Source organism: Eubacterium sp. AM46-8, from assembly GCF_003466705.1.
Lineage (GTDB): Bacteria > Bacillota > Clostridia > Lachnospirales > Lachnospiraceae > Lachnospira.
In genome coordinates, this window is sequence record NZ_QSEU01000012.1 from 42202 (window position 1) to 67895 (window position 25694).

Genomic DNA, 25694 nt, shown 5'->3' on the forward strand with positions numbered 1-25694 from the left:
CTATTTCTGCTTTTGCCCGCCGGAGAGCATTGCCCCATTCTGTCCTACCACATGATCTAAGGAAACCTCTTTTATAAAATCTTCAAGTCCGCTGTCCTTGCAGGCAGCTTCTATCACCGTATCATCTATTTGTTTATACAGACAGATATTATTCCTTATTGTGTCATTGAATAAATAGATTTGTTGGCTCACAACCGATACCATATTTCGGTATTCTGGCAATGGCAGCTCTGAAATATTTTCTGCTCCCAACAGTATTTCACCACTTGTCGGCTCATACATTCTCGTAAGAAGATTGATGATTGTCGTCTTTCCCGAACCATTGCGCCCAATTATAGCTGTCTTGCTGGATTTTGCAAATAATATATCAATATTCTTCAAAATGCACTTATCCCTTTCATACACAAAAGAAACCTTCTGCAATCTCAAATCATTTGGACATAGATCCGTTTTCTTTCCATTATCCGTTTCTTCTTCCAATTCCATAAACGCATAATATCTTTTTGTTGACGGAATAATCCCTGATAACAGGTATCCTATATTTAGGATTGCAGAAATCGGTCCGGTAACATAAGCACTATATGTAATGAAAGCGAACACACTACCTACTGAAAGTTTCATATCAAACACTAAATTTGCGCCCAGTATATATAACAATGTAGAAAGAAACTGTACCATGATACTATCTATTATCGTATTCCACTGCCCTAACATATTCATCTGCTTTTGTTTCTCTATAATATTGTTCTGGTTAAGTACAAACTCCTCATGCTTTTTATCCAAGATATTAAACAGCTTGACTTCTCGTACCCCTCCAACAGTATCTCCAAACCATTTTGCGTACTCCTGATTCCTTTTTATGAACTCGTCCATAATCTGTTTTTGCTTTTTTGCAAAGTATTTCATTACCACACACTTAATAGGTATAAACAGAAGAACCAGTACCGTCATTCTGAAATCTATTATGAATAAACCTATTATGCCGCCTGTCATGCTAAACGCCTGCGTAATTACGAAAAAACACTGCTGTCAGCAATAGATGTCATCTGGTTAATATCCGTGTTGATATTATTCAAAGTCTCCGCATAGTTTGTGTTATTGAAATAGTTTACCCGCAGCTTCATAAGATGTGAAAAAGACTGTTCCGAAAGAAAATATTGTATCTTTGCTGAAATATCTACACGTTTCTTTTCCTTGACTATATCTATGAGGGAATTTATAGTGTAGATTACCATAGACACCAAGACCAGCTCTATCAATAATTTCTTATTTCCGCCAATAAAGCCATCGTCCATGATTCGCCTGCTGATCAGCGGAACGCATAGATTTAACCCGGTAGAAACAAGCAGACAACCGACAATTACAACTATTGTTTTTTTGTATCTGCCTAGTAACAGAAGTAATCTTTTTACAGCCTCTTTGTTATCCATCTTCTTCCTCCGTCAGTTTCGCTTCTATAATATGATATATTTTCTCAACATCTTTTCTGTCAATCAGTCCAGATATTTTTTTCTCAATCTTTTCTCCTTCAAAAGAAAACCGGACAATATTTATATCTCCCTCATTGCAAAGACTGATCTGTACATCACAATCAGGATATACTTTCAAATATTTATCCTGTTCTTCCACCGGAATGCACCATATGACCAAATCACTCTGTTTATAAAAAGTCTGGCTCTCTATAAAATTTTTCCAAGCATCAATATCTGATACTGGCTCCGGCATATATTCTAATGCATATAATACACACTCCGGCTCCATTCCTATTGTATATGCGTTATAACCACCATTAGCAAATGCCCTCTTTAGTTCTGTGAGTATATAGAACTTGTCTATTACATCTTCCACTGCCAGTATCACTACCGGAACTTCAAGACCATTTCCCTGATAATGATTATGCTTAATTTGCCGTTGCCTTGTTTCCTTGCTCCAAATGAACCCCTGAACATCTATATTATGAATATCCTCATGACCAAGATATATTAAGTTCTTATTCCTTATATCCAAATTTTCTAATTCTGCCATAGAATAAGCTATTACAGTATCTATTTTCCCCTGTATTTCATCATACACCCCTGTAACTGTTTCAAAATAATACTCTGCCCTGCTCATAGTTCCTCTGCCCGATATATACGCCCTGTAAATCCAGTCCGGCTCATAACTATCCACTGTCATTTCAATATGGCTTTGCTCTTTAGCATATCTCTTTAATTTTACTATATCGAGAGTTTTGTCATTGCTTAGTTTATTTGCAATCAATGCACATATATAAGGAGCTGCATAGCTGTTACTCGGTGAAGTTTTGTGTTCCTTATTTTCTAACATAATTATATGTTCTGAAATTGTAACTGTATCTATCCCTAAATGTATATAATCTTTGGAATAGGATAGAGGACTTTCCACATTTGCAACACCTATAACATTAGTAAAACTTGCCGGGAAAGTAAAATATCCTATATTCGATATAGCCGCAACAAATACCAGTCCTTTATATGTATACCTATTAATTAGTTTTTTTAAAATATCTTTTTCTTTAAAATGTGTAGTCCCCAAACTAAGATTGACAATTTTTATATTATTTTTGCAACACCATTCTAAAGCAGGCTCTAGCTTTTCAACCCCACCTGTTCCGTTCTGATTAAGAATGCGAATACTGTTAAACACAGCATCAGGACAATACTTTTCTATTATTATAGCACATATTGTACCATGAAGAAAATCACTAGCTTTCGACATCGAGCGTTCTTCAATAAAATCATTATTTTCATCCACTTCAAACCGATTTCTAATTTTTTTCCTATCCAATAGCTTTTCATTTAATCCGCTATCTATTACAGCAATTTGAATTTCAAGACTCATACCGCACCTCTACAAATAAAAGGACATAAATCTCAATCAACCTACTTTTTGATAGAAGATAAACGCCCTTATTACATACTATTGACTATAAAATAACAGATTCCGTTTTAGTCTTAAAACTCCTTAATCATCTTTCTTTTGAAGTACCTCACAAATAATGTTTGTGACATTATCTAGTGTATTAAATTTCCCCTCTTGTATATATGAGGACGGAATCTGCAAATTAAATTCTTTCTCAACAGCATACAAATAAGCAACTACATCTCCCGGCAATAATCCCATTTTACTACCAAAGAAATTATCAGTGCAATAACTATCCTGAATCTTGCTTTCATCTTTCTGAAATAAATCAAAAAAAACTTTTTTGACTTTAGCCCTTATATTTTCAGCATCCACATTCTTCTCCTCCCTTCTTAACTTACAGTTCCAAAATCACTTTCACTCAGTTTATTTACAATATAACTATACATCTCTAAAGCACTTGTAACGTTCAACGAGTTGTAAATTGGGATTTCAGTATCTCTCTTTAAATCCTCTATCCTTTTATCCACCAAGTCTGCACCTGTTGTTATAAAAGACAATTTCTTTTCTTCTTTGCTCCTTGCTACATCAAAATGTTTGTTTGCCATGTTAAAGCAATCAACCTGCATATCTAACTTATATTTTGATGATGTCTGTATCATTTTAAGGAAACCGGAATCATAACCTTCATATGGAACACACATGATAGCTGTATCTGGTCTAACGGCATTTGCAATCTCAAAGGCAGTTATGCCAAAATTATTTGTAATTGTTTCATTGAATACCATTGTGGCTCCCGGCACACCAATAATAAAAATATCGGGCTTTTCCTGTAGTTCAATGCTTTTACAAATTCGATTGAACCATACAATCTTGTCAGCTTCACTCAATTGATTTGCGTACATAAATTCAGGTATTGCATGAAAACCAAATAACTCACAATATTCTTTTGTTCCAATCTGGCTAACTTTATATCCTTCTTCCTGCAGAAATTTTCTCAGCCCTAATTGCACATCAAATTTATTAGTATTTTCAATAACACTGGCTACAAAGACCACTGGAACGGATAATGGTATAATTTCATGCTCAAATAATTTATCTGTATCCATTCTCCGATTTGTAAGAACAACACATTTTACGTTCTTTTTTTTACACGTTTCTTCTGCTTCTTTCTTCTGTTGCTGAGAAATATTATATAAAAAAATAACATTTTTCCCACATTCTGCTGCAAGCTTTACTTGTGGCATTATAAATGTATCAAAATCACTAGATGACTCACATACTAACAAATCATCAAAATTTATTTCACTTATTTTCTTATCTGAGATAACAATCCCTGTATTTTCTCCTCCATATGCATATGCAGCATCTTTTCCTTGTAATCCATAACCAATTGGAGACACGCAAGCCACAATTTCATGGTTTAACAACAACTCTCTATTTCGTACAAGAGAAGCACATTCTGCATTATAAGGGAAAATTATAGCTTTCCTTTTCATAATATCTCCTTCTCTAAACAAACAATTTTTCCTTATCAAAATTACATCCTAAATCTCTCATAACACAATAATCTCTCATCATGTTATCTATGTGACCACGAATTAATGCACAGTTTTGTAACTTTTTTTCAGCAGACAGTTCTTCCAAATTATCTGCTTGAACTGCACAAGCAGAACAAAACCTAAATGCCCAACATTGCTTGCATTCTTTTTCAGTTAATTTTCCAATATTCAATAAAGCTCTAGCTTTATCAATATCAAAACCTGTATCTATATGTCCCATTCTTACTGCCTTTGACGCTTCGCTCACTCGTTCACAAGGATATAAGTTTCCTTCTACATCAACAAATAGTCTCTGTATACCTGGTACACATGGTCCAGAATGATGATCTCTTTTTATTGTTAAAGAAGATGGCATTTTTGTTTTATCATGTATTTCCTTCAAACTATGAAAACCATGTGAAACAAGTTTTGATACGCTTCCATTCTCCAATCTTCCTAATTTTTGAAGATACATTTTAAATATTTCATAACTAAATTTTTCCCTATACTCTTCATCTGTTGCCACTTCATCCTTACGATAATATTCAGAAATAAGATTTGCCTGTATATAAAAGTCTTTAACTGTTTTATAATCAGAAAAGAAATTACTAGTACAATCAAAATCTGTAGTCGGATCTATAACAGCATTAATATGTACTCTTTCCATATAATCTGGATACTGTGTTTGTATTTTTTCAAGAATTTGCATTACTACACTAAATGTACCAGCACCATTTGCAGCAAATACTCTATTTTTATCATGAGCCTGTCGATCTCCATCTAAACTCACCGTTAAGCTAAACTCATTATCATATAGAAATTTCAAAACTTCATCTGTTATAAGTGTTGTATTTGAAGTTATATTAAACATCAATTCTTTACCTATGCTCTTTTTCTTTGCATACTTAACACATTCCTTTATCAAATCTAATTCAAGTAATGGTTCTCCACCGTAAAATCCAAGAGAAACCCTATCACGATCTATAGAATGATCAAAAAGAAAATCAATTGCCTTAAATGCAATTTCCTTACTCATTCTCTTACTACTATGGACACGATTATCATAACTACCAGAATAAGCACAATATTTACAACGCAAATTGCACCCCTGTGTGACTTGTAACGCAATTGTACCTATACAACGCTCCAAAGAATATTCCAATGTAGAATCCATCGGATGCACCATTTCAAAATCTGCTCTATCTTTTAAATATCCTCTATCTCTTAATTTTTCTATAGCTGGTGTGATCTCTTTATATCCACTTTGCATATATTTCTCAAGTTCAAAATACAAATCCTCTTTAAGATTTATAATTACATTTGTATTTGCATCAAACATATACCTCTTCCCACCAGCAGTAAATGTATGAAAAACCGGCATACTATTTCCTCCCTAATTATTAAACAGGCATGACAATATGCCCAAAGCATATTGTCATACCCATCTTCCGCTGCATTGCTATGTTCTTACACCATACGAATTGCTACAAAGTCCATGTAAAATTGGGTGTATCTAGCCTGAAACAAAGCTGCTGAATTATTTGTCTGTCCAGTGCTACAAGAGCAAGTTCCATAACAACTGCAACTGCAACTGCAATATGCCTCCAATGTTTCCTGCATAACATCGCTACGCTTTACCAACTTCTTCATATTCTCACCTCCTTTCAGCGCATAATATTATATATCAATTATTATAAGTTGATATAGTCAGTAAAGTCCTCAATTATCAATTGTACTTTTTATTATGTTTTCATTAAAAGTATTGGCAATATTTTCATAAGCAGCTATGGCAACCGCCCTATCTACTTCCGATAATACATTAACAGCCGATATATTATCATCAAAAGCCGCATCTTTTTTACTCTTTTGCATATTAATCTCTTCTATCTGTCTGCGCTTTTCTGCCGCCTCCTCACTGCGCTCTAAATATTGTCTACGCCGTTTAGCCTTCTCTTCATCTTCAGCTTTCATTTGCGCCTCTATCTTTGCTTTTTTTTCTGGTGAAACATCTCCACAAACATAATAGTGTGCAGTTCCATCCGGGTGAATAACCATACCATAAGATTGAATCTCAAACCCCCCGACTGCCATCTGCGCCTTCACAGTTGACTGCGAAGCAAAAAAATCCTGTATCATCTTTTCGTAATAAGCTGCTTTTTGGGGATCATTTGCCATTGTTTCCAAAACATTGGGTGCAATCACAATATTATTCATCCCATATGTCCCCGTCCCCAATGAATCCATACTCTTTTGATCACTTCCAACATTTTGGATCATTATATTCCCATATTTAGCCTTTAAATATTCAGTGTAGGTATCTACTTTTGAAACACTATTTTCATTTGGCTTCTGTACTTTCTCTGTATTATCACCCTCTTTAGCAGATAAAATCTTATTGAAATCTAAATGATTGGCTTGCCCTGTCGTCTTATTCTGTTGATACCTATAATTCTGATTATAAGCATTAACTGAATTTTCAACGCCTAATCCCATATTAACTCCTTTCCACGGTTCTTCTGTCAGTCAGAACCGTACCTGCTCTCTCCATCCGAAGCCCAAGCAGTAACCTTTAATTGATTTATTGGAGTAAGATAACCCTTTTGGAGTTATCTTACTGCCGCCTTCTGTGCATTTCGTATAACATCTGGCATAATTGCTAAATTTTCCTCAAGCCATTTCGCAGTTTTTTCATCTCCACATGCCTTTCGCATTACACTTCCGTCAATCAATACAGAAGCATTTTTGCATGGAGTTAAACATTTATACTTGTTAGTCAAATACTTTGAATAGTCTGATACATTTTTAAACTTATTGGCTGAATTCATAGTGTATCCTGCATAATAATTTGAATTTATCGCCACTGACATATTCTATCCCTCCTTTTTTTAGTTATTAAAACCTTTCCATAGCACATCAGGAACATTTTAGCGTCTACCGTTTTAATATAACATGAAATCTATACTTTTCAATCAGCATTGCAGAAAGTGACCTATTTTTGCAGAAAACGACCATCCAAATAAATTACTCCTCATAAATCAAACCTAAAGTTCAATCAAGGTATTTTTTACAAAGCAAATAAATCTATTGTTTTTAGTCCATTCTGGTTATTTCTTGAAACATCCTCCAGATCATAAACTGTTTCAGACAAATAAAAAGGACGCAGGATTTTACTCCCACGCCCCTAAACTTATCTGGCTTTATCTTCCCTGACTTTTGGCAGCTCCTTCCCTGCCGTTTCCTGCTTTGCCTCCGATGTTTTTCTTGCCTCAAAAGCATCTGCATTATACTTGTACTCCTGTGGTTCAGCTACCATCGGTGAGTAGATGATCTCTCTTTCTGTATCCGGTGCTTTCTGATCCTTATCCTTTGTGTGCTCCATACGCTTTTCCTTATCAAACTGCACATTCATAACCAGATTATCCAGCTTATCAATCGAGGCATCCAGCTGCAGCTCCATTGATACAAGCAGTTTTTTCACTGCTTTCATAGGGGCAAGTACCGCCTTTGTGAAAGGGTGTTTCTGTTCCTTCTGCGAATAATCCACCTCCGGCTTATCTGCAAAGGTATGGAACGCATTGTTTATGGTCTGACCAGCTTCACGGAGTCCCTTTGCAAGAAGTGCTGTCCTTGCAATATCCCTGTCTGTAGATACAATCATATCTTTTACCGCTGTTCTGACATTGAGAAGTCTTTTCTTGATTCCTACAAATTCTGTCACCCTGTAAAGTGCCGCTCTTCCCTTTTCCTTTGCTTCATCAACTATGCTTTTTGCTGTAGATTTGACCTGTGCTTTCACTTCCAATACCTGCGACTTTATCTGCTCACATCTGGTATTAAGTCGCTCCTTTGCTTCTGACAATGCCTTTTTTGCATTATTGACAAAAGTATCTTCCTGCATTTCTTTAATCTGGTTCTGCATATTGGTAAGTTCTTCTGTCATTGAATCAATCTTTTTCTCAATACCATCCACATAACTGCATATTTCAAATACGTCATTCACCTGATCTTTCATGGCATTTTTCTTTAATAACTCAAGAAGTTCTCTTATGACTTCCTCATTGGTAAGTGTTTTTCCTGCTTCCATATCCATATCTGTTCCTCCATTCTGTAAACGGGGCAGCCTTGGCCGCCCCTGCAAACTAACAGTTAATTATCGAAAGGGCGTTGCCTCTTTGTCCTTCTCTTTATCGGGATTGCCATGATGTTTCTCTGCACTCTCTCTTGCCTTTTCGTTGCTCTTATCCTTTGCTTTCTCATATTCCGAGATAATCTCATTGTAGAGTCTTTCTCTGAAATCCTTTGTGACCGGATAGCAGACATCCTGATAGATTGGCTTGCCCTGCTCATCCACCTGCTTTGTCTTATAAGAAGGCATTGATACAAAGATTTTCTCTTTACCCTGCACGATATTGATGTTATTTACGATGAAACTGTTTTCAAAATAAATGCGTGCAAGTCCTTTGATGTTACTGCCTTCCCTCTCATAAGGTGTCACAGTTACGGAAAACTCTGGAATTTCCTGTGTTCTGTCCTGCTTCTGTGTCTCCTCTTTCTCCGGTTCCTTGATTCTTGCATAGGCATCAAGGATATTGGTATAGAGTTCCTCACGAAACTCTGCTGTGATAGGATTGCACACATCCTTATAGATCACACCGTTGCTTTCATCACGCTCATTGGAGCGGTATCTTGGCATTGATACGAAAAACTCACCCTTATCCTTATTCTCAAGGATTGCTATATTGGTGATCTTAAATGAATCACCGAATACCACTGTTGCAAATCCTTTGATATTGCTGCCCTCTTTTGCCCTTACTTCGTTTACCTTAATTGAATACTTCATATGCTATTCCTCGCTTTCTTTTTGTTCTTTGTTTTGCTCCGGTATGATAAGCTCACACCAAAGCTGTTCTATCTGTTCACAAGACAATCTGCCATTTAACCAGTTGCCAAGTGTAACGACCATTCCGTCCTGCTCATAATAGAGCCACTCCTGTGTTTCAATGTTCCCCTCATACACGATGGTCACATCAAAATCAGGCATAAATAATCCTTCCTCCGCATCCCATACACAGGCTATTCCCTGTCTGAGCGTCAGATTCAGGCTTTCGACATACACAGACCAGCCGCTTACAACTATCTGAAAGTCATCATCAATCTCAGCAATATCATCCTCAAGCCCGATTAGTTCTTCCATATCCGATACTGCCTCTTCTATCTCACCTAACCGGTATCTCTTATTCATCCATCACCGCCTCCTTATAAATGCACCTGACTACAAAACGCATGGTTCCTTTCCTGGAACAGGTAAAAAGAGTTAATTCTTTTTCTGCACCCTGTGTCTTGATGCTGTTATCATACGGATTTACTACCTCTGTCTCTGTTACCTCATAGATATGCTTCAGCCCCTTTTTGTCGGTTATCATCACCTCATCACCTATGGATATCTGATTTAGTGGTGTAAAAAATGTGCCATATCTGCTGCCATTGTGACCGCATAACACACAGTTTCCACTCTCACCAATTCCTGCAGTTTCTTCTATATGACCAATCCCGGCATTAAGCACTTTACTTGTGGTTCCTTCCATTACCGGATACCTGATATCTAAACCCGGTATCTCAATGATGCCGATAACACCGCCTTCTTTAAGAATGGCTTCATCCTCTTTACTAATGGAGGTTTGCTTTTCCTCCACATCTGTTTCTTCATCGTAATCATCCTCCAATGTCTGCTCAAATTCACTTATGAGCTGTTCTGTCTGTTTTTCTCCTGTTGCCCGCCAGAAAAAAGGGACTGCCATAATGGCAATCCCTGCTGTAATCAGTAGTCCCACGACCACTTTTCTTATGCTCATCTTACTCACTCTCCTATCGTGTTCTGCCCTCTCTGTCCGCTGGATAAGCACCTTTATCCTCTGCTACAATTGCTGCAGATTCCATCCTGTCATCTGTTTCTCTTTCTTCCTCCGGTCCGCTCAGGTCTGCATCCACAGCCTTTGCGTTCTCAAGGTCAAGCTGGGCATTCAGTTCACACTGCCTAGCCAGTTTTTCTTCCAGTTCCTTGCTGTACGCAAATGGCTTGTCATACTCAGTCTTTGATGCTTCAAGGTCATTCTGATACTGCTCAATCTTCTTTTCCAGGAAATCAATGTTCTCATGAAGTCCGTTGAACAGGTTTTCCAACTTCACCATACTGCCGACCGGACTTGTGGAAAGCTCTGCCTTGTACTCAGTCTTTCCACGAAGCACCATATAATTGATGCCAAGGAAGTTCTTTTCCACAAGCAGCTCAAATCCATGGAATTTACCGATTGCAGTTGTCTCTCCGGTCTTGCACTTGCTGATTGCTTCAAGCATCATCGTTCCACCATCCACTCGCTCTGTGTAGGTTGCTTTGCCTATAGTAATGGCAAATTCCGGATTATCAATCAGCTCTTTATCCCTTGCCTTTACATCCTCTCTTACATTGGCAAGCTTTTCTGTTGCTGTCTTAATGAGCTTTGGATACTTGATCATAAAGTTATCCTGCAAGCCATATCTCTGATTGTCATAGGATGCCTTTAAGAGCTTTAATCTCTGGACATCATTGTCAATCTCCATCTTTTCCTTGATCAAAGGATTACCGGTGGCAACCGCCTTAATCTCTGCATAGGAAAGTGTTGCCTCGTCGATATCCTCACAGCTTCGGCTTACTGCCTTGCTTGTCATGACCTGACTGATGAATCGCTGCTTATTCTCGACGAGCGACCAGTTGTATGCATCAAAGGTTCCTTTGGTGACATATCTGTAGATTGCTACCTCTTCATTTTCGTTGCCTTGTCGTATGCCTCGTCCTTCCCTCTGTTCAATAGAAGAAGGCTTCCACGGACAATCGACATGGTGCATTGCAACAAGGTGTGTCTGCACATTGACACCTGTACCACATTTATCCGTAGAACCGATAAGCACTTTCTTTTTACCTGTCCTCATTTCCTTAAAAAGTGCATCCCTCTGTGCATCTGTCTTGGCATCATGGATAAATGCTATCTCCTCTGCCGGAATACCATACTGGATAAGTGTTTCCTTCAGATAATCATAGATGGTAAAGTCCTTATCCGGTCCCGGTGTGCCGATGTCCGAAAAAATAAGCTGGCAGCCTATATGACCATTGGCATTTCCTTTCTCATATTCTTTCCATACATTCTCCGCTACCTTATTGAGCTTTCCATCTGGATTATTTGGTGCGTCCTTATCAATCAGCCTTGCATCTGTTCCGAGTAATCTTGCCTCATGAGTAATCTTTAGGAAGTTGTCCACACTTGGATCAACTCCACCACCTCTGATACGCTCTGCCCTCACAACAAAGTCTTCCATAACCTGCTTTACATACCAGTCAGGCTCTGACTCCACTATGATAGGCTTGCCGCCACGAGGAGCCGGCACATCAAGGTCAAGCATGTCTGCGGTCTGCACATCTGCTACTTCACGAAAGATATTCATAAGCTCCGGCAGATTCGTAAACTTATTGAATCTGCTTTTAAAACGGAAACCGCTTCCCTCTACAGTAAGCTCCAGTGCTGTTGTCACTTCACCAAAGTTCGCTGCCCAGGAATCAAAGTGATAAATCCCCATCTCTTCAAGTGCCGCTTTCTGTAAGTAAAGCTGCATGACATACATCTCACACATGGTATTGGATATTGGCGTACCTGTCGCAAACACAATGCCTCTGCCATCATTTATCTCAGACAAATACTGGCATTTAAGCTGCATATCCGTTGACTTCTTCGCTCCACTGCTGCTGATACCTGACACATTATTCATCTTGGAAAAAATCGCAAGGTTCTTAAAATTGTGCGCTTCGTCAACCATGATAGAGTCCACACCAAGTTCCTCAAAGGTTATAAGGTCATCCTTCCTGCTCTCATCAGATAAGGATTTCAGCTGTTCCTCCAGCTTTTTCTTCTGGCTTTCCATCTGCTTTACTGTCCAGCGTTCTCCATTACGCTCTTTCATTTCATCAATGGCATAGCTGATTTCATCAATCTGCTCATTGAGCATTCTTTCCTTTCTCTCTGCTGAGATCGGGATTTTTTCAAACTGCGAGTGCGACATGATGATACAGTCATAGTCACCTGTTGCAATCCTTGATACGAACTGCTTCCTGCGGCTCTTTTCAAAATCACGCTCTGTGGCAACTAAAATATTTGCTGACGGATAAAGCCTTAAAAACTCTGATGCAGTCTGACCGATAAGTGGCTTTGGAACAACCATGATCGTCTTATTGGCAAGTCCAAGTCTCTTCTGCTCCATACAGGCAGCCATCATCTCAAAGGACTTTCCGGCACCAACGCAGTGTGCCAACAGGGTGTTTCCTCCAAGAAGGATTCTTGCCACCGCATTCTTCTGATGTGGCTTTAACTCAATCGCCGGATTCATTCCCGGAAACTGTAAGTGACTTCCGTCATACTCACGCAGACGGATGTTATTGAATGTCTCATTGTAATACTCCACATATTTCTGTCTGCGTTCCGGTTCTGAGAACAGCCATTCCTTGAACTTCTCTTTAATCATATTCTGCTTTTCTCTTGCAAGCATTGTCTCATTCTTATTGACCTCATAATGATACCTGCCATCACCATCATCAATCCTATCCCTTACTGTTACAGTCTTTAGATTCAGTGTATCCTCAAAAATAGAATAAGCATCCATGCGGCTTGTACCATAAGTCTTAGTAGCTGCCACTGAATGCTTATCCATACTCTTATTCTCGATGAACCATTCCATGCTCATCTTATTCAAATGCACCTGAATACCGGAATTGTACCACTGGCTTCTGACTGCCCTTGCCCGCCTTGGTGTATTAAGCAGCTCATAGATAAACTGCTCATAGTCCAAAGGCTCAATCCATGTCGTACCAATCTTTACATCAATATCGGATGCCTCTATCCATTCCGGCTGTACTTTTTCAAGTGCTGCCACATTTCCCGCAAATCTCTCAGCCTGTGGATTATCTGTATCTGCTGCCATAGCTTTTGCCACACGCAGCTTATCCCTTACATTGCCGGACAGATACTCGTCTGCTGTCTCCCAGCCGATATCAGGATTGTTCTCGTTGTAACGGTCAGGATTAAGGAAAATCAGTCCGTCCAGCTCTTCCACAAGAACTGCCCTTCTAAGCTGTGCCAAAGCATCTTCACTAAATGTTATCTCATCAGCTGTCTGCCCGGACTTTTCTGCAAGTTCTTCCTTTGCATTAGTAATATCTGGCTCATAGATAGAGAGCATATAGGCAAGGTTTACATATCCAAATTCATTGACGGATACATTTAATGCTTCAACAGCCGTCTCCACTCTGTCTATGACAGTCTTTGCCTTAATCGTCTGCTTATAAAACATATCCGCTTTTTTCACCTCCCCATCTTCGTTTACTTCCTCAAGACTGCAAAGAAGTGGATAATCGCTGTCATCCCTGAATGCTATTCTGTTTGCTTTTGAAGTAATGGCTCCATACTGCTTTACGAAGGCATCATATTTTACATTAAGAAGTCTCTGCTTATCAGAAAGCTCCTCCTCGCTGCAGCCATCCATCTGGATATCAATCAGCTCTCTTGTTATCTGTCTGATTTCATCAAGGCTTCTGATTCGCTCCTCAGCAGTCTTTGATACTTCTTTTCTTACCATCTCGGAATTTTCCCTGTAATAGAGCTTTCCTTCATAAAATGTGTAAGTGTAGTTTCTCACATCCGGATCAGCCGGGATAACTTCCTCTGTCTGCTCCGCCTCATCTGCCACTCTCTCAAAATCTGTCATCTGGGCTTTGATATTTCCGATTGCCTTATTGAGAGCCTCGTACATATTGAAGTTCTCATCATTATTCACACAGACTGTATATCTGCTGTCCTGTCCATAAATCCTTGTATCATATTCCATAGATCCAAGCATCATCTCCGGATGCTCTGCAAAATAAGAGTTGACTGCAATGCCATTCTCAGTTACACCAAGGTGGACCCAGTCAGGCTCAATATCAATCTTTCTCTCCCTCTTCTGCAAAAACAGGATATCTGCTGTCACTTCAGTTCCTGCATTATCTTTAAATGCTGTATTCGGAAGTCTTACTGCTCCCACAAGCTCTGCTCTTTCAGCCAGATACTTTCGGATAGTAGGATTTGCCTTATCAAGTGTTCCCTTTGTGGTAATTACAGCAACCATGCCTCCTGGTCTTACCTGGTCAAGTGCTTTTGCCAGAAAATAATCGTGGATACGGAAGTTATATTTGTTGTAATTTGGATCAAATACCTTGTAATCACCAAATGGCACATTTCCGACAACCACATCAAAGAAGTTATCCGGATATGTGGTATTCTCAAATCCTGTGATACTGATATTGGCATTCTGATAAAGCTGCTTTGCAATTCTTCCTGAAATGCTGTCAAGCTCCACCCCATACAGCTTGCTTCTCTGCATTGGTGCCGGCATACTTCCAAAGAAGTTGCCGATACCCATAGATGGCTCTAATACATTGCCGCCTCTGAAACCAAACTGGACAAGTGCCGAGTTCATGCACATGGCAATCTCCGGTGAAGTGTAAAAGGCATTGTTTACTGTTGCCCTAGCTGCAGCATACTCTTCATCCGATAACATCTCTTTGAGTTCTTTGTACTCTTTGCTCCAGCTTTCATTATTCTCATCAAATGCCTGTGACAGTCCGCCCCATCCGACAAACTTCGACAGAACTTTCTGCTCCTCCGGTGTGGCAAGCCTGTTTTCTGATTCAATCTGCTTTAAAGTGCGGATTGAATCCATATTCCACTGATATCTGGTCTTGGCACCGCCTTTTCCCATTTCCCAGAGATTGTAGTGGAAGTTGTATTTTTTCTGTGCTGCATCATCTGAAACCACATGTCCATTCTCATCAATCTTGGTTTCCCAGCCATTCGCTATTGCTCTTTCCCTGGTTTCAAGACGATTGGCTTTTACACTATCCTCGATATCAAAGAATCTCTTATAGACCGGATTCATCTTATCCCTGTCAGCCTTCTGCTTTGTCTCCTGATAATACCTTTTCTGGTCTTCTCCGCAGTAAAATGGCTGTTTTACCATATAAGATAAGATTTCATATAACTCACGCCAGTCGAGTGCACCTTCCTTACGCACACCATTCCTGTTCTTATAGCTGATCTTCACATATCCGCTTCTGATTGAGTACTCCACAAGACCATACTTATTGTTGGAATATGCTTTTCTTTCTGCATTATCTGTCCCTAATGCAATATCCCTGATAAGGTCAAGTTTATTGGGCATAAATGCAAAATCAGACTGCACCACATCCATAAGGAATGCCCTAAACGGAGTGTAGCAGCTGCAATCTGTTACAAGAATCTCCGCCGCATCACGCAGGTCTTCATCAAGCTCTGCAATACGCTTGGAATAATCAATCGGTGTAATATACTTAAGCTCTGATGGATCTTTTTCAGATGTTTCAGCTTCTATCTCGGCACCATATTCTGCCTGTGTTATCAAGCGGTCTTCATCGGCAGTTTCCTGTGGTGTCATGCCTTTTGCACTTACATAATCTCTGTTAGAAGCATAGCTCTCCGGCTCATCCGGTATTGCATAATCATCAATCTCTGATTCTGCCTCCTCCGGTTCCACTTCCCGGTATTCGGCATCAATGACCTCATCATCCTCACGGAGTCCGTCCATCGCAAGCTCATCAATACGAGGTGTCTCAGACTGGTATTCCCCTGTAAGAATAAGGACACCAAGCTCTTTTTCGATATCTTTCCATGAAACATATCCTTCAACCTCTCCATCCTCATCTCGCCACTGAAAACGCAGTCCGTTCCCATGAAATGTGTCATATCCGTGCAGTCCCAGTCCGTCAACCGGCCAGCCTGCACCTCCCTGACCATATTCTGCTTTGATACGCTTTGCTCTGGTTCCTGCATCAATCTCTGTTTCAAAGATCTTGCATACCCTGCCCTTACCACCGATAAAACCTGTACCTCTCATAAGCACCTGTTTGATATACTCACTTGGTACTGTTGCAGACTTTTTTGGATTCAGGTAATTGTATTTACCTGATAATGCAGCTTTTCTGTCCTGCTCGAACTGACGCATAAACTGATTATTGTTTTCGTCCTCAGTATGAATAGTGCCAATGCTTGCCTGCCCATTCTGGTCGAAAAAAAAGGAAGCCTGTGTATATTCGGCTTCCTTACTAACACCCAATGAATTGATTTCATCAAGTTCCCTATTCAGTTCTGTATCATCAGATTCTAGTGGAATCGCATCACTATCTGATGGAGTACCACTTCCTCTGCCTGCATCTTCGCCTGCTCTCTTATCTTCCACATCTCCATTGTCGATGACGGATTCTGTGGCTTGTGCTTCGCCAGATACTGCATCTCTAACTGGTCGTACAGCTGGTTCGCTTCCTCCTCTACCGCTGACATCTTCTCGTACATCTTCCCGAATCTCATCAGCGTCTTGTATCTTGCCGGCTCGTTCTCCTTTAGATAGTTCATCGCCATCCTTCCGTATTTGCCCAGCTTCGTGAGATCCTCCGTCTCGTCCGGCATCTCTATCTGCGGATAAAGCAGTCCGTCCACTTCCTTGTAAGTCATTTCTTCTAACATATCCAATTCTCCTTTCGCTCTCGATTGCCTTTAAGTTACGACTAAATTCTCTAAGAACACTACAGGAGACATCGCATACAATGGAACCAAGACGGTAAATGATCTCTTCGTCTTTGATATTTACGATCTGACTAAAATCCTGTTCTTGCACAGATAAGTCAAATCCGCATCTCGTCCCTACAGCATACATGACACTTGTATATACAAGCTGCTCCATGTCCATTCCCTGCTGTAAGCCATTGCGTTTCTTACTTTCTTCCTTTATCACACTACCTGATAGCTGCATAAGCTCGGTCATTCGGTCTCCGAACTCTTCTTTTATTATAAGCCAAACATCTGTTCCTGTAAACTGTTTTAATATATTTTTTAGAGACTCCCTGTCGCTGTTATCGTACTGCTCAATCTGACCTTCTGACACAAGAAAATCCAGATAATCCTTAAGATTTTCTCCCTCAAGGTCCCATGTCAGCTTAACATTCTTCCCTCCGGTATCACTGATATCAAAGATATACCTCATGCGTGGATTCAGTGCCCTCGACGGGAAGATAGCGCAGCCTTTCGCACCACGCTTTACATATCTTCCCACCTTTTTCCAGGTATCATAATCTGCCATGAGTGTGCTTTTTTCCGGAGGTCTCTGAGCTGTTACCATAACGATATTGTCAAATTCATAGCGGTATAACTGACCTGCGACCTTTAACACATCCTTCCAGTTCTTTTCTGATCTGGTGATGTTACCAATTTCAGAATCGTATATCGCTTTGACCTTCATATCAACGCCCATACCTTTGTCCTCCTCTACTTAAACATCTCTGCAAACAATCCCTTAAATAGCTTTAACTCATCCTTATCCAGCTCGATTGCAAATTCATTGTCGATTGCCTGTTTTTCGCATTTATCCTTTTTCTTTGCAATCTTACGCACCACACGAAGAATCACATAGCACTCCTTGGACTTTGCAATGCTCTGTTTAAAGGTCAGCTCATCCTCATCGACTGACTTCTGTGTCTGATAGATAATCTCTTTTAACTTATCATTGATACCATCTACTTCCTCAAGGGAAATAATAACGGATGCCTTAGAAGCACCCGATCTGTCCCACTCCTTATGAAGTTCCTTTACCAAAAACTCCATGTTCTTAATTACTGTTGTTGAATCACCTTTCATCTTGCTTTTCCTCCGTTTTCTTTTAATGAAGAAGGGAGCTGACCTTCGCTGATAGGCGCAAAATCTACTCCCTTCATGTCCTCCGCTCCAAGGACTATCTGCTCTGCATAATACATATCCATTGCCTTATTGATGGCATCGTCAAGCGACTCTGCCTTTACTTTCTGTACTCGTGAAAGCACTTCTTTTATCTCAACATCAAATTCCTGTTCCATATGATATCGCCTCCTGTAAAAATATCATCACCGGCTCTTTTCTTCCTTTACCTGTCTTTCCTTAAAGCCTTCATCGTACTTTCCATCTTCCAGCCTGTCGTAAAAACAGTCCTCTTCAATCGTTCCAAAATCCTCATACATCTGGTGAAGGAAGTCATTCTGCAGCTTCTTCGGTACATCATCATCCTTTGACATATCCTGATAAAAATAGAACTTCTGCTTTAGCTTTGCCCTGTAATCATAGATATCCTCTATCTTTTCCGGTGTGCCATACTCCCTCTTGTATGCCTTGAAATTCGTGGTTGAGAGTGTGGAACCAAGATAAATGCCATGCTCCCACGATACCCCGATTGTGGTATTGTCCTTTGTAGGCTTCTCATCCTTCGGATAACGCTTATACTCTGTCGCACCAAGGGCGATTGTAAGGGAACCTGACTTCATATCCATCACCACAAGATTTCTTGGTGATAATGCTTCAAGCACCATGTAATCATGGTCATTGAAGTTATGGAATGTCTGTCCCCTTTCAAATAATCTGTCCACACTTTCATAATGCAGGTTAAAATCATCCACCCAGCCCTTATCGGTCATTCCAATCTCCTTAAGCTTTGCAACACATTCAGAAGAACTGGCTTCTTTATCAAACCGAATTTCTTTGGAATCGTTATAAAGTCCCTGAAGAAAGTGTCCCAGCTGAATATCATCCAGACAGAATCTCGCAGATACAGTTACATTTGCTGCCCTGTAATACTCTGTGAAGTTATCTGCTTCACCAAGTGTCCTTCCAAGCTGCAACAAATTGTCTGCAAGCTCTGACATGTCATCAACTGCTATAAAACTCTTATAATCATCCAGAGTCATCAGCATATTTGTCTCTGTTCCCCTGTCGTTTTCTGTTACCAGTATCATATCTTTTAAATCCATTCTTACCTCCAGTCTCAGAGAGAGACTATGCCCTCTCTGCAAATTTCCTGTTATGGTCTTCCTATCACAACAATCTTTCCTATGCTTGCCACATCCCGGTAAACAACCCCAAGACTTTCATTAAGTGCCTCTACCACCTTGCCATTTCCGACATATACTGCCACATGGCTGATGTTCTTATATCTTCCGTTGCTTGTAAAACTGTAAAAGATAAGGTCTCCTGGCTGTAACTCATCAAAGGAGACTGTCTTTCCGGCTTCATCCAGTCCCTGTGCCTCCGCTGCCGCTGTGGTTGCCCCACCGTAACTAATATCCACACCTGCATCCTTCCATGAATAATAGGCTAAGGAGCTGCAGTCATAATAGTTACCGCTGTCTCTTAAATCCTGACTATAAGGGAAGCCAACTCTGTGAAGTGCATAGGAGCAGACTGTTTTCTGCCTGCTGTCTGTAATTCCGTTTAGGATGGCATTGATTTCATCCTCAGTCATGGAGCTTACTCCAGGACTTCCGCCTCCGCCGCCACTTCCGCTTCCGGCATATCCAAGCTGTCCCATAAACTCCGGACTCATGATCTGCTCAAGCATTTCCACCTGATCAGAATTAAATCCATAGACCGAAATCATATCTCTGTACGATTTCAGTGTGACATTCACATACAGAACCGACTTCGTGACAGTAGTTACATTACCGTCTGCATCTGTTTCTTCCACATCCTTTGTTCCTGTGCTTGTGGTGTATGAACACATATCATTTACTACTGCCTGCAGCCAGCCTTTTGAAATGTCATTCATGACTGTTGCAGTATCTCCGATACCATGCTTGACCATATAGACTGCCATGATGTCATAGTAATTGCTTGGGTTTTCTTCCATACCTTCATAATCCACATATACAAGCTCTCCAAGGTCATATCCGGTATGCTCATTCACTTTCGTATTCACATCTCGGTTAAACTCCTGCACATAAGCACTCGTTACTGTCTGCACGGTATCTCCTGATTCAAGTGGTGGCAGAAATAAAGCAAATGGAGAATTGTAAAGGATTGCTATCACCGCTATAACCGGAACCGCAATCATGGCAACTACAAGAACAAGTAATAAAAGCACCAATCCGATAATCGGTGCAGCTGCCTTTACCCAGGTAATCGCTTTTCGCACAATCAGATCCTTTACCAGTTTTGCCACGCTGTCTGTCTGATTCTCCTGTGCTTTCATCTTATCCAGAAAGAATTTTATCTTCCTGCTCCGGTTGGTCATCTTTTCATCCTTGACCTCTATGGACACACCTGCAGCATATCCGGCTGCCATGCCGATTGCAGTACCAACTCCCGGTGCAACCGCTGTTCCTGCCGCTGTAGCAGCTGCCTTTGTCGCAGTTTTTGTTGCAACCTTGGCAGTTGTCTTGGCTGTTTCTTTTGCCGTCTCTTTAGCTACCGTCTTGGCTGTTTCTTTGGCAGCTTTCTTTGCTGTCTTTTTTGCCAGCTTCTTTCCTGCCTCTACCTTCTTGATACGCTTCTTTGCCTCGCTGCCGCCTTTTTCCTGAAAAGTGCTGCCCCCTTGGAAGCAGTTCCGGTAACAGGTTGGCTTGCTTCATATGCAAGATATGCTGCCTGCGATACCTCATGCCCGCCTTCCACCTGCTCCGTTACTGCCCCGGCTGCAAGTACACCTGTTCTTCCTGCAATGTGAAGATTGGTGTTCTTAGTCTTGATGGAAGTGCTTGATTCTCTATAGTTTCGCTTAAATCTTGATAATCCCTTATTCTTTGACTCTGACTGATGAATGGTACTCTTGCGATAGGACTTCTTTTTATCATCAGATACCTTTGCACCGATAGTCTTAGGACCTCTCTCTACTGTATAGATGTTGCTGCCTTTAATCTTGGCACCCTTTGGCTCGTGGGCATGAATCTTAGCTTTCTCCTTTGTGTGAATGATCATCGGCTTGTCATCCACCTTTTTTATCTTCAATGTTCTCACCTTCTTTCACTCAAAATGCAAAACAGCCACCCAGCTTCCTGGATGGCTATGCTTTGAGGTCGCAAATTGCGACCTCTATCAACATTATTCGACTTTTTTCTGCATTTCACGTTTCTTCTGTTCCGCAATCTTCTCATGAATGTTGGTGTTATACAGTCTGTAAAGGTCTGTATCCTTGCTAATCTGATTATCAAACGGAATCACCACCGAGCCACACTTGATAAGTCCCATTCCCGATGCAGTATTGGTTACGAATCTTAGCTGTGCCTCTGATACCCCGATAACTTCCGCCATCTTGGAACTGTCTGTATTCGCCTGTTTTAGAGTGCCACAAACTCAGAGTTTGCAAGCATTGTGGTTGCTGTATAGTTCTGCAACAGATCGACGACATTCTGCGTGATACCGGTACAAAGTCCTCCCTGCTTTCTTACTTTCTTCCAGAGCTGCTGCAGATATTTTGCAGAATACTCGGAATTAAGCAGGACGTGAAACTCATCAATATAGAGCCATGTTGCCTTGCCTCTCTTGCCATTCTCAACAATCCTGTTCTGAATAGACTCCATCATGACAAGCATTGTGATAGGACTAAGCTCCGTACCTAAGTCCCTGATGCCATATACTGTGAATCTGTTATCCACATCCACATTTGTCTGATGATTGAAGATATTAAGTGAACCATTTACGAAAAGCTCCAAAGACAATGCAATGTCCTTTGCCTCATCCTCCGGCTGTGCCATAAGGATATCGTAAAAATCACTCATCACCGGGATATACTTCTCTTTGCTCCTTGCAATATCGATATACAGCTTTCTCACACAACGATCAATGATTGACTTCTGTCTTGAATTTAAGCTGTCTCCGATACACTGCTCACAAAGACCAAGCATGAACTCGCCCTTTTCTCTTACCATTCCCTTGGAATCATTCGGATCAAGGCTCCATACATCCATCTCCAGCGGATTCACATAGTTATCCGTGTAGGTGGACATATTTACCACTGTTCCACCATAAGTCTCAGCAATATCAAAGTATTCGTTCATTGGATCTATGACGATTATCTCATCATCACCCGACAAGAATACGCTGCCCATCTCCATCTTACAGAAGAAGGATTTACCGGAACCCGGCACTCCGAAAACGAAGCCATTTCCGTTAATGAGCTTCTTTCTGTTGCCGATATTCACATTCTTGCTGATCTGGTTGATGCCATAATAGTTCCCTGTGCTGTCATTTAATTCCTGCACATTAAATGGCATAAGCACCGCAAGTGACTGGGTAAGAAGTGTACGCATTGTCTCCACCTGTCTTACACCAATCGGAAGTGCTGTGTTGAGTGCCTCCCTCTGCTTTAAGTAGTGTGTGTCAATCGTGCAGCTGTTACGCTTTCCGATAGTCTCTACTGTCTCACATACACTCTCAAGCTCCTTCTTGCTTTCTGCCATAAGAATAATAGTTACTCCCACAAAGAAAAGGCACTGGTCATTCTCACGGACATCATCCATGATTTCCTCAATCTCCTTTTTCTCCGTTCTTTTGGCATATGAGATTTCCGTAGAAAAATCGTTATTCTTATTACGGACTCTCTGCTGCTTAATGATATCCGACTCAATACCAAGGTATTTCTTCTGAAGCACCTTTGTTGTCAGATCCTTGGGAACTGGCACCACATCAATGCTCGTGATGGAATGAACTGGAAGGGAAGTAATCTCATTGATGAATCTGTCTGACAAACTGCTCGGATACTTTTTGATGAAAAGTGCCTTGCAGAATTTACTCTCATCCTCAAAATGGTCTGGGAAATATTTCACCATCCCATTGCACAGATCATTTCTAAAATCTGCCCCGACCTTCTTTGCCTTTTTGATATCAAAATCAAAGCTGCCCTCATCTCCAAGATGATAATAGTCATAAAGCACTTTCAGCCTCTCATTTCCATTAAGATGCACAATCTCCGCACCAAGCTCAATGAAAGCCTTGTGTATCGTTGCCTCAAGGGTTGCAAACTGTGCCTTCGCCTCCTCAAAGTTCTTTCTCTCAATCGTGATTGTCAGGTATCTCTCCTGCTCAATCCCCTGTCTGCCCTCAATAATCTTCTCTTCAATGATGTCATTGTAAATTCTTCTGTAATTATTGAAACCATCATTTTTCTCAGCAATCAGAACCTTGTCACGGAGCTCATCCATGTTTTTGTTCTTATTGTTGATCGTAATCTTATAATTACAGTCCAGCGAATTTAAGAACTTGCAGTATCTCTCGAAAATACCGATCTGCTCATCCTCTGTTGCTGTCGTGTAATTGATGTCCTGAAAGCGGTAGCATTTGGAATACTTATTTTTGCTTACTTCAAAAATGCCGTTTTCAGCCACCGCCATAATCTCTATGGTTTCCTGAATGGATTTAGGTGTCTTATACAAAGGCTCACTCGCCTTCTTTAATAACTTAAATCCGTCTGTAAATAAACCCATGTCTCTAACCTCGCTTTCTTATAATGAAAGCCCGCCGGGAACTTCACCCTGCGGGCTGTGTTCCCGACCTTTCGGTCAGATACTATTCGTTTCTAATGCATTGCCTTATATGCAGCAATGCCTGCTGCTGCCGCCACAATGACTGCAACAAGTCCAAGCAGCATGTTTCTCGTCTTTTTCTTCATTGCTTCAAACTCCTCCTGCTTCTTTACAGCCAAATCAGCTGTTACAGTCTCCCGTTCAGCCTTTCTGCCTTTCTTCTTTACCTGTTCATTCTGCTCTGCTTCTAACCGCTTTATTGCAGGCTCTCCCTCTGTTGATACATAGGTAAGTGCCCTGTTTCCAAACATAAAATGCAGTTTCTTTCCCATATACTCGTAGAAATTCATCCCGTTAAAGGAATAGAATCCGCCAAGTGCAATCGGTGCCACACAGGGAATTGCCACATAAGCAGAACCAGTAAGACCGATATACTTGTAAAGAAGAAGGACGATACCGCCACCGACCACTACGCTTGCAATGGAAAATATAAGCTGCCTTGCAGTAAGTCCCATTGCAACCGATTCCTGATAGCGGTCAATATCCTTGTTTACTTCGATTACCATTGTCCCTGCCTCCTATCTTGATAAATCCTTTGTCTCTGGCTTTCTTGTCATTCCGATATTTGCCTCATACTTATCCATTCCATCCGGACACAGTTCTCTAAGCTTATCTACATTGAACAGATAAAGCGGATATTCGCAGAAACCGCTCCTTTGCGTGAATCCTGTAAACTCTCCAATGTCATTGTCTGTAATAAACTTTTCAATATCCGGCATGTCATTCACATTCAGATATCCGCAGTAATTTGGTGCTGCAACCGACAAATTCACAGTCACATCCCCAAAAGGCTCCTCATATCCATCTTCATTACACATAAGACCGATAAACATTGCCCTGTTATTCATATACTGCTGGATATCAAATGTCACCTGCGTTTCTCCGGTTATGCTTGAATTATAAGTAACCTGTTTCTTTTCATTATCCATTTCTGCCTCCTTCTATAATCCAAATGCCTTGCTTGTAAGTGTCTGTGCTCCCTTCACACTTCCAACAGTCATTGCTATCGTAAATGTCATTTCACACAGATATATAAGCGTCTGTGCCCAGTCAGCATAACTTCCTGTAAATGCCGGAAGTCCTGCATTGATAAATGCATTACATACCACAATCGCAAGTGCCATCGTTACTGCCTCAAATACACATGAAAGAAAATATTTGCAGTAGGTAGCCATTGTATGACTGACCATCCTGTTTCCTGCCATCGTGGAACAGGCAATCGCACCAAGCGGCACAATAATCAGTATCTTTAAGAACCTGAAATACACTGTGTAGATGATAAAAAATCCACATATAATAATGATGATTGCAAGCAAAGCTGTAAGTATCAGCATTACCAGACTCTCACCAAATCCGAGTCCCTTAATGATGTCTGCCTGTGTACTGTCAATGGCAAGCTGCGTCGTTGTCCCTGCAGATATAAGTCCCACCAGATTTCCTATGGAAGTAAAAAACGCTTTCATAATCGTGACATTATTTGCAACAAACCATTCTGCAAGTCCCAGTCGGATAAGCATACGCAGGATTGATTCAAACCTCATCTCATCTTTAACATCTATGCTTTCCGAGCAGAAACCGATAACAAAGAACAGCACAACGAGGGATGCGCCGACCGCTACAAAGACCGGCTCAATACCCTCAATAACTGCCCAGGGACCTCCGCCCTTGAAACTGACCGGTGACTGTCCAAGCATTGCAAAGACCAGGGATATCTGATTGTTCCAAAACCCAAACACCGCCTCAAGAAGTGCAAGGATCTTGTCTCCAAGCTTAAAAATATCCATACTTGTTATTCACCTCTTTCCTTT

General features: G+C 40.6%; 24 protein-coding genes. All 24 read right to left on the reverse strand.

Annotation, left to right across the window (positions count from 1 at the left end):
- On the reverse strand, positions 1-993 hold the full coding sequence (locus DW963_RS13715) for an ATP-binding cassette domain-containing protein (RefSeq protein ID WP_286169264.1): 993 nt from the start codon (positions 991-993) through the stop codon (positions 1-3).
- A 17-nt stretch (positions 994-1010) separates the two neighbouring features.
- On the reverse strand, positions 1011-1430 hold the full coding sequence (locus DW963_RS13720; protein ID WP_286169265.1) for an ABC transporter ATP-binding protein: 420 nt from the start codon (positions 1428-1430) through the stop codon (positions 1011-1013).
- Complete coding sequence (locus DW963_RS09165) at positions 1423-2859, reverse strand: S8 family serine peptidase (protein WP_006859490.1); 1437 nt, start codon at positions 2857-2859, stop codon at positions 1423-1425. The genes DW963_RS13720 and DW963_RS09165 overlap by 8 nt, the downstream gene beginning before the upstream one ends.
- Positions 2860-2982: 123 nt before the next feature.
- Positions 2983-3255, reverse strand: a complete 273-nt coding sequence (locus DW963_RS09170; RefSeq protein ID WP_006859489.1) for a peptide maturation system acyl carrier-related protein — start codon at positions 3253-3255, stop codon at positions 2983-2985.
- Positions 3256-3272: 17 nt separating this feature from the next.
- Positions 3273-4379, reverse strand: coding sequence for a TIGR04066 family peptide maturation system protein (locus DW963_RS09175; protein ID WP_015567857.1), 1107 nt, complete (start codon positions 4377-4379; stop codon positions 3273-3275).
- A gap of 13 nt (positions 4380-4392) precedes the next feature.
- A complete protein-coding gene (gene ccpM / locus DW963_RS09180) occupies positions 4393-5802 on the reverse strand; it encodes a Cys-rich peptide radical SAM maturase CcpM (RefSeq protein ID WP_006859487.1) in 1410 nt (469 codons plus the stop codon).
- A gap of 86 nt (positions 5803-5888) precedes the next feature.
- Positions 5889-6071 (reverse strand): CLI_3235 family bacteriocin precursor, encoded by a 183-nt coding sequence (locus tag DW963_RS14005; RefSeq protein WP_081021248.1) that lies wholly within the window; start codon positions 6069-6071, stop codon positions 5889-5891.
- Between the two features lie 69 nt (positions 6072-6140).
- On the reverse strand, positions 6141-6914 hold the full coding sequence (locus DW963_RS09190) for a DUF6033 family protein (RefSeq protein ID WP_117842305.1): 774 nt from the start codon (positions 6912-6914) through the stop codon (positions 6141-6143).
- A 113-nt stretch (positions 6915-7027) separates the two neighbouring features.
- Positions 7028-7288 (reverse strand): hypothetical protein, encoded by a 261-nt coding sequence (locus tag DW963_RS09195; RefSeq protein WP_286169268.1) that lies wholly within the window; start codon positions 7286-7288, stop codon positions 7028-7030.
- 320 nt (positions 7289-7608) lie between these two features.
- The gene (locus tag DW963_RS09200) at positions 7609-8511 is read right to left on the reverse strand and encodes a DUF6674 family protein (RefSeq protein WP_187307216.1); all 903 of its coding nucleotides are present in this window, start codon (positions 8509-8511) and stop codon (positions 7609-7611) included.
- Positions 8512-8571: 60 nt separating this feature from the next.
- Complete coding sequence (locus DW963_RS09205; RefSeq protein WP_117915253.1) at positions 8572-9261, reverse strand: SpoVG family protein; 690 nt, start codon at positions 9259-9261, stop codon at positions 8572-8574.
- Between the two features lie 3 nt (positions 9262-9264).
- Positions 9265-9663: a hypothetical protein gene (locus DW963_RS09210; protein WP_117915255.1), complete on the reverse strand. Its 399-nt coding sequence runs from the start codon at positions 9661-9663 to the stop codon at positions 9265-9267.
- Entirely contained in the window at positions 9656-10273 is a 618-nt protein-coding gene (locus DW963_RS09215; protein ID WP_055307259.1) for a class D sortase, read from the reverse strand. The genes DW963_RS09210 and DW963_RS09215 overlap by 8 nt, the downstream gene beginning before the upstream one ends.
- 13 nt (positions 10274-10286) lie before the next feature.
- Positions 10287-17819 carry a helicase-like domain-containing protein gene (locus DW963_RS14010; protein WP_117915256.1) on the reverse strand — a complete coding sequence of 2511 codons (7533 nt, stop codon included), beginning with the start codon at positions 17817-17819 and terminating at the stop codon, positions 10287-10289.
- Between the two features lie 14 nt (positions 17820-17833).
- Positions 17834-18202 (reverse strand): hypothetical protein, encoded by a 369-nt coding sequence (locus DW963_RS09225; RefSeq protein WP_117915258.1) that lies wholly within the window; start codon positions 18200-18202, stop codon positions 17834-17836.
- On the reverse strand, positions 18199-18417 hold the full coding sequence (locus DW963_RS09230) for a DpnD/PcfM family protein (protein ID WP_004611546.1): 219 nt from the start codon (positions 18415-18417) through the stop codon (positions 18199-18201). Before DW963_RS09230 ends, DW963_RS09225 begins: the two co-directional genes overlap by 4 nt.
- A 27-nt stretch (positions 18418-18444) precedes the next feature.
- Positions 18445-19341: a hypothetical protein gene (locus tag DW963_RS09235; protein ID WP_117915260.1), complete on the reverse strand. Its 897-nt coding sequence runs from the start codon at positions 19339-19341 to the stop codon at positions 18445-18447.
- 50 nt (positions 19342-19391) lie between these two features.
- A complete protein-coding gene (locus DW963_RS09240) occupies positions 19392-20651 on the reverse strand; it encodes a C40 family peptidase (RefSeq protein ID WP_353652801.1) in 1260 nt (419 codons plus the stop codon).
- A gap of 188 nt (positions 20652-20839) precedes the next feature.
- Positions 20840-21313, reverse strand: a complete 474-nt coding sequence (locus tag DW963_RS14015; protein WP_353652802.1) for a hypothetical protein — start codon at positions 21311-21313, stop codon at positions 20840-20842.
- A gap of 93 nt (positions 21314-21406) precedes the next feature.
- The gene (locus DW963_RS14150) at positions 21407-21616 is read right to left on the reverse strand and encodes a hypothetical protein (RefSeq protein WP_502694413.1); all 210 of its coding nucleotides are present in this window, start codon (positions 21614-21616) and stop codon (positions 21407-21409) included.
- Positions 21617-21642: 26 nt separating this feature from the next.
- On the reverse strand, positions 21643-23787 hold the full coding sequence (locus tag DW963_RS09245) for a VirB4-like conjugal transfer ATPase, CD1110 family (RefSeq protein WP_502694414.1): 2145 nt from the start codon (positions 23785-23787) through the stop codon (positions 21643-21645).
- A gap of 92 nt (positions 23788-23879) precedes the next feature.
- Complete coding sequence (locus DW963_RS09250) at positions 23880-24392, reverse strand: PrgI family protein (RefSeq protein ID WP_004611542.1); 513 nt, start codon at positions 24390-24392, stop codon at positions 23880-23882.
- Between the two features lie 12 nt (positions 24393-24404).
- A complete protein-coding gene (locus tag DW963_RS09255; protein ID WP_004611541.1) occupies positions 24405-24815 on the reverse strand; it encodes a DUF4313 domain-containing protein in 411 nt (136 codons plus the stop codon).
- A gap of 12 nt (positions 24816-24827) precedes the next feature.
- A complete protein-coding gene (locus tag DW963_RS09260) occupies positions 24828-25670 on the reverse strand; it encodes a VirB6/TrbL-like conjugal transfer protein, CD1112 family (protein ID WP_117835794.1) in 843 nt (280 codons plus the stop codon).
- Positions 25671-25694: the final 24 nt, after the last annotated feature.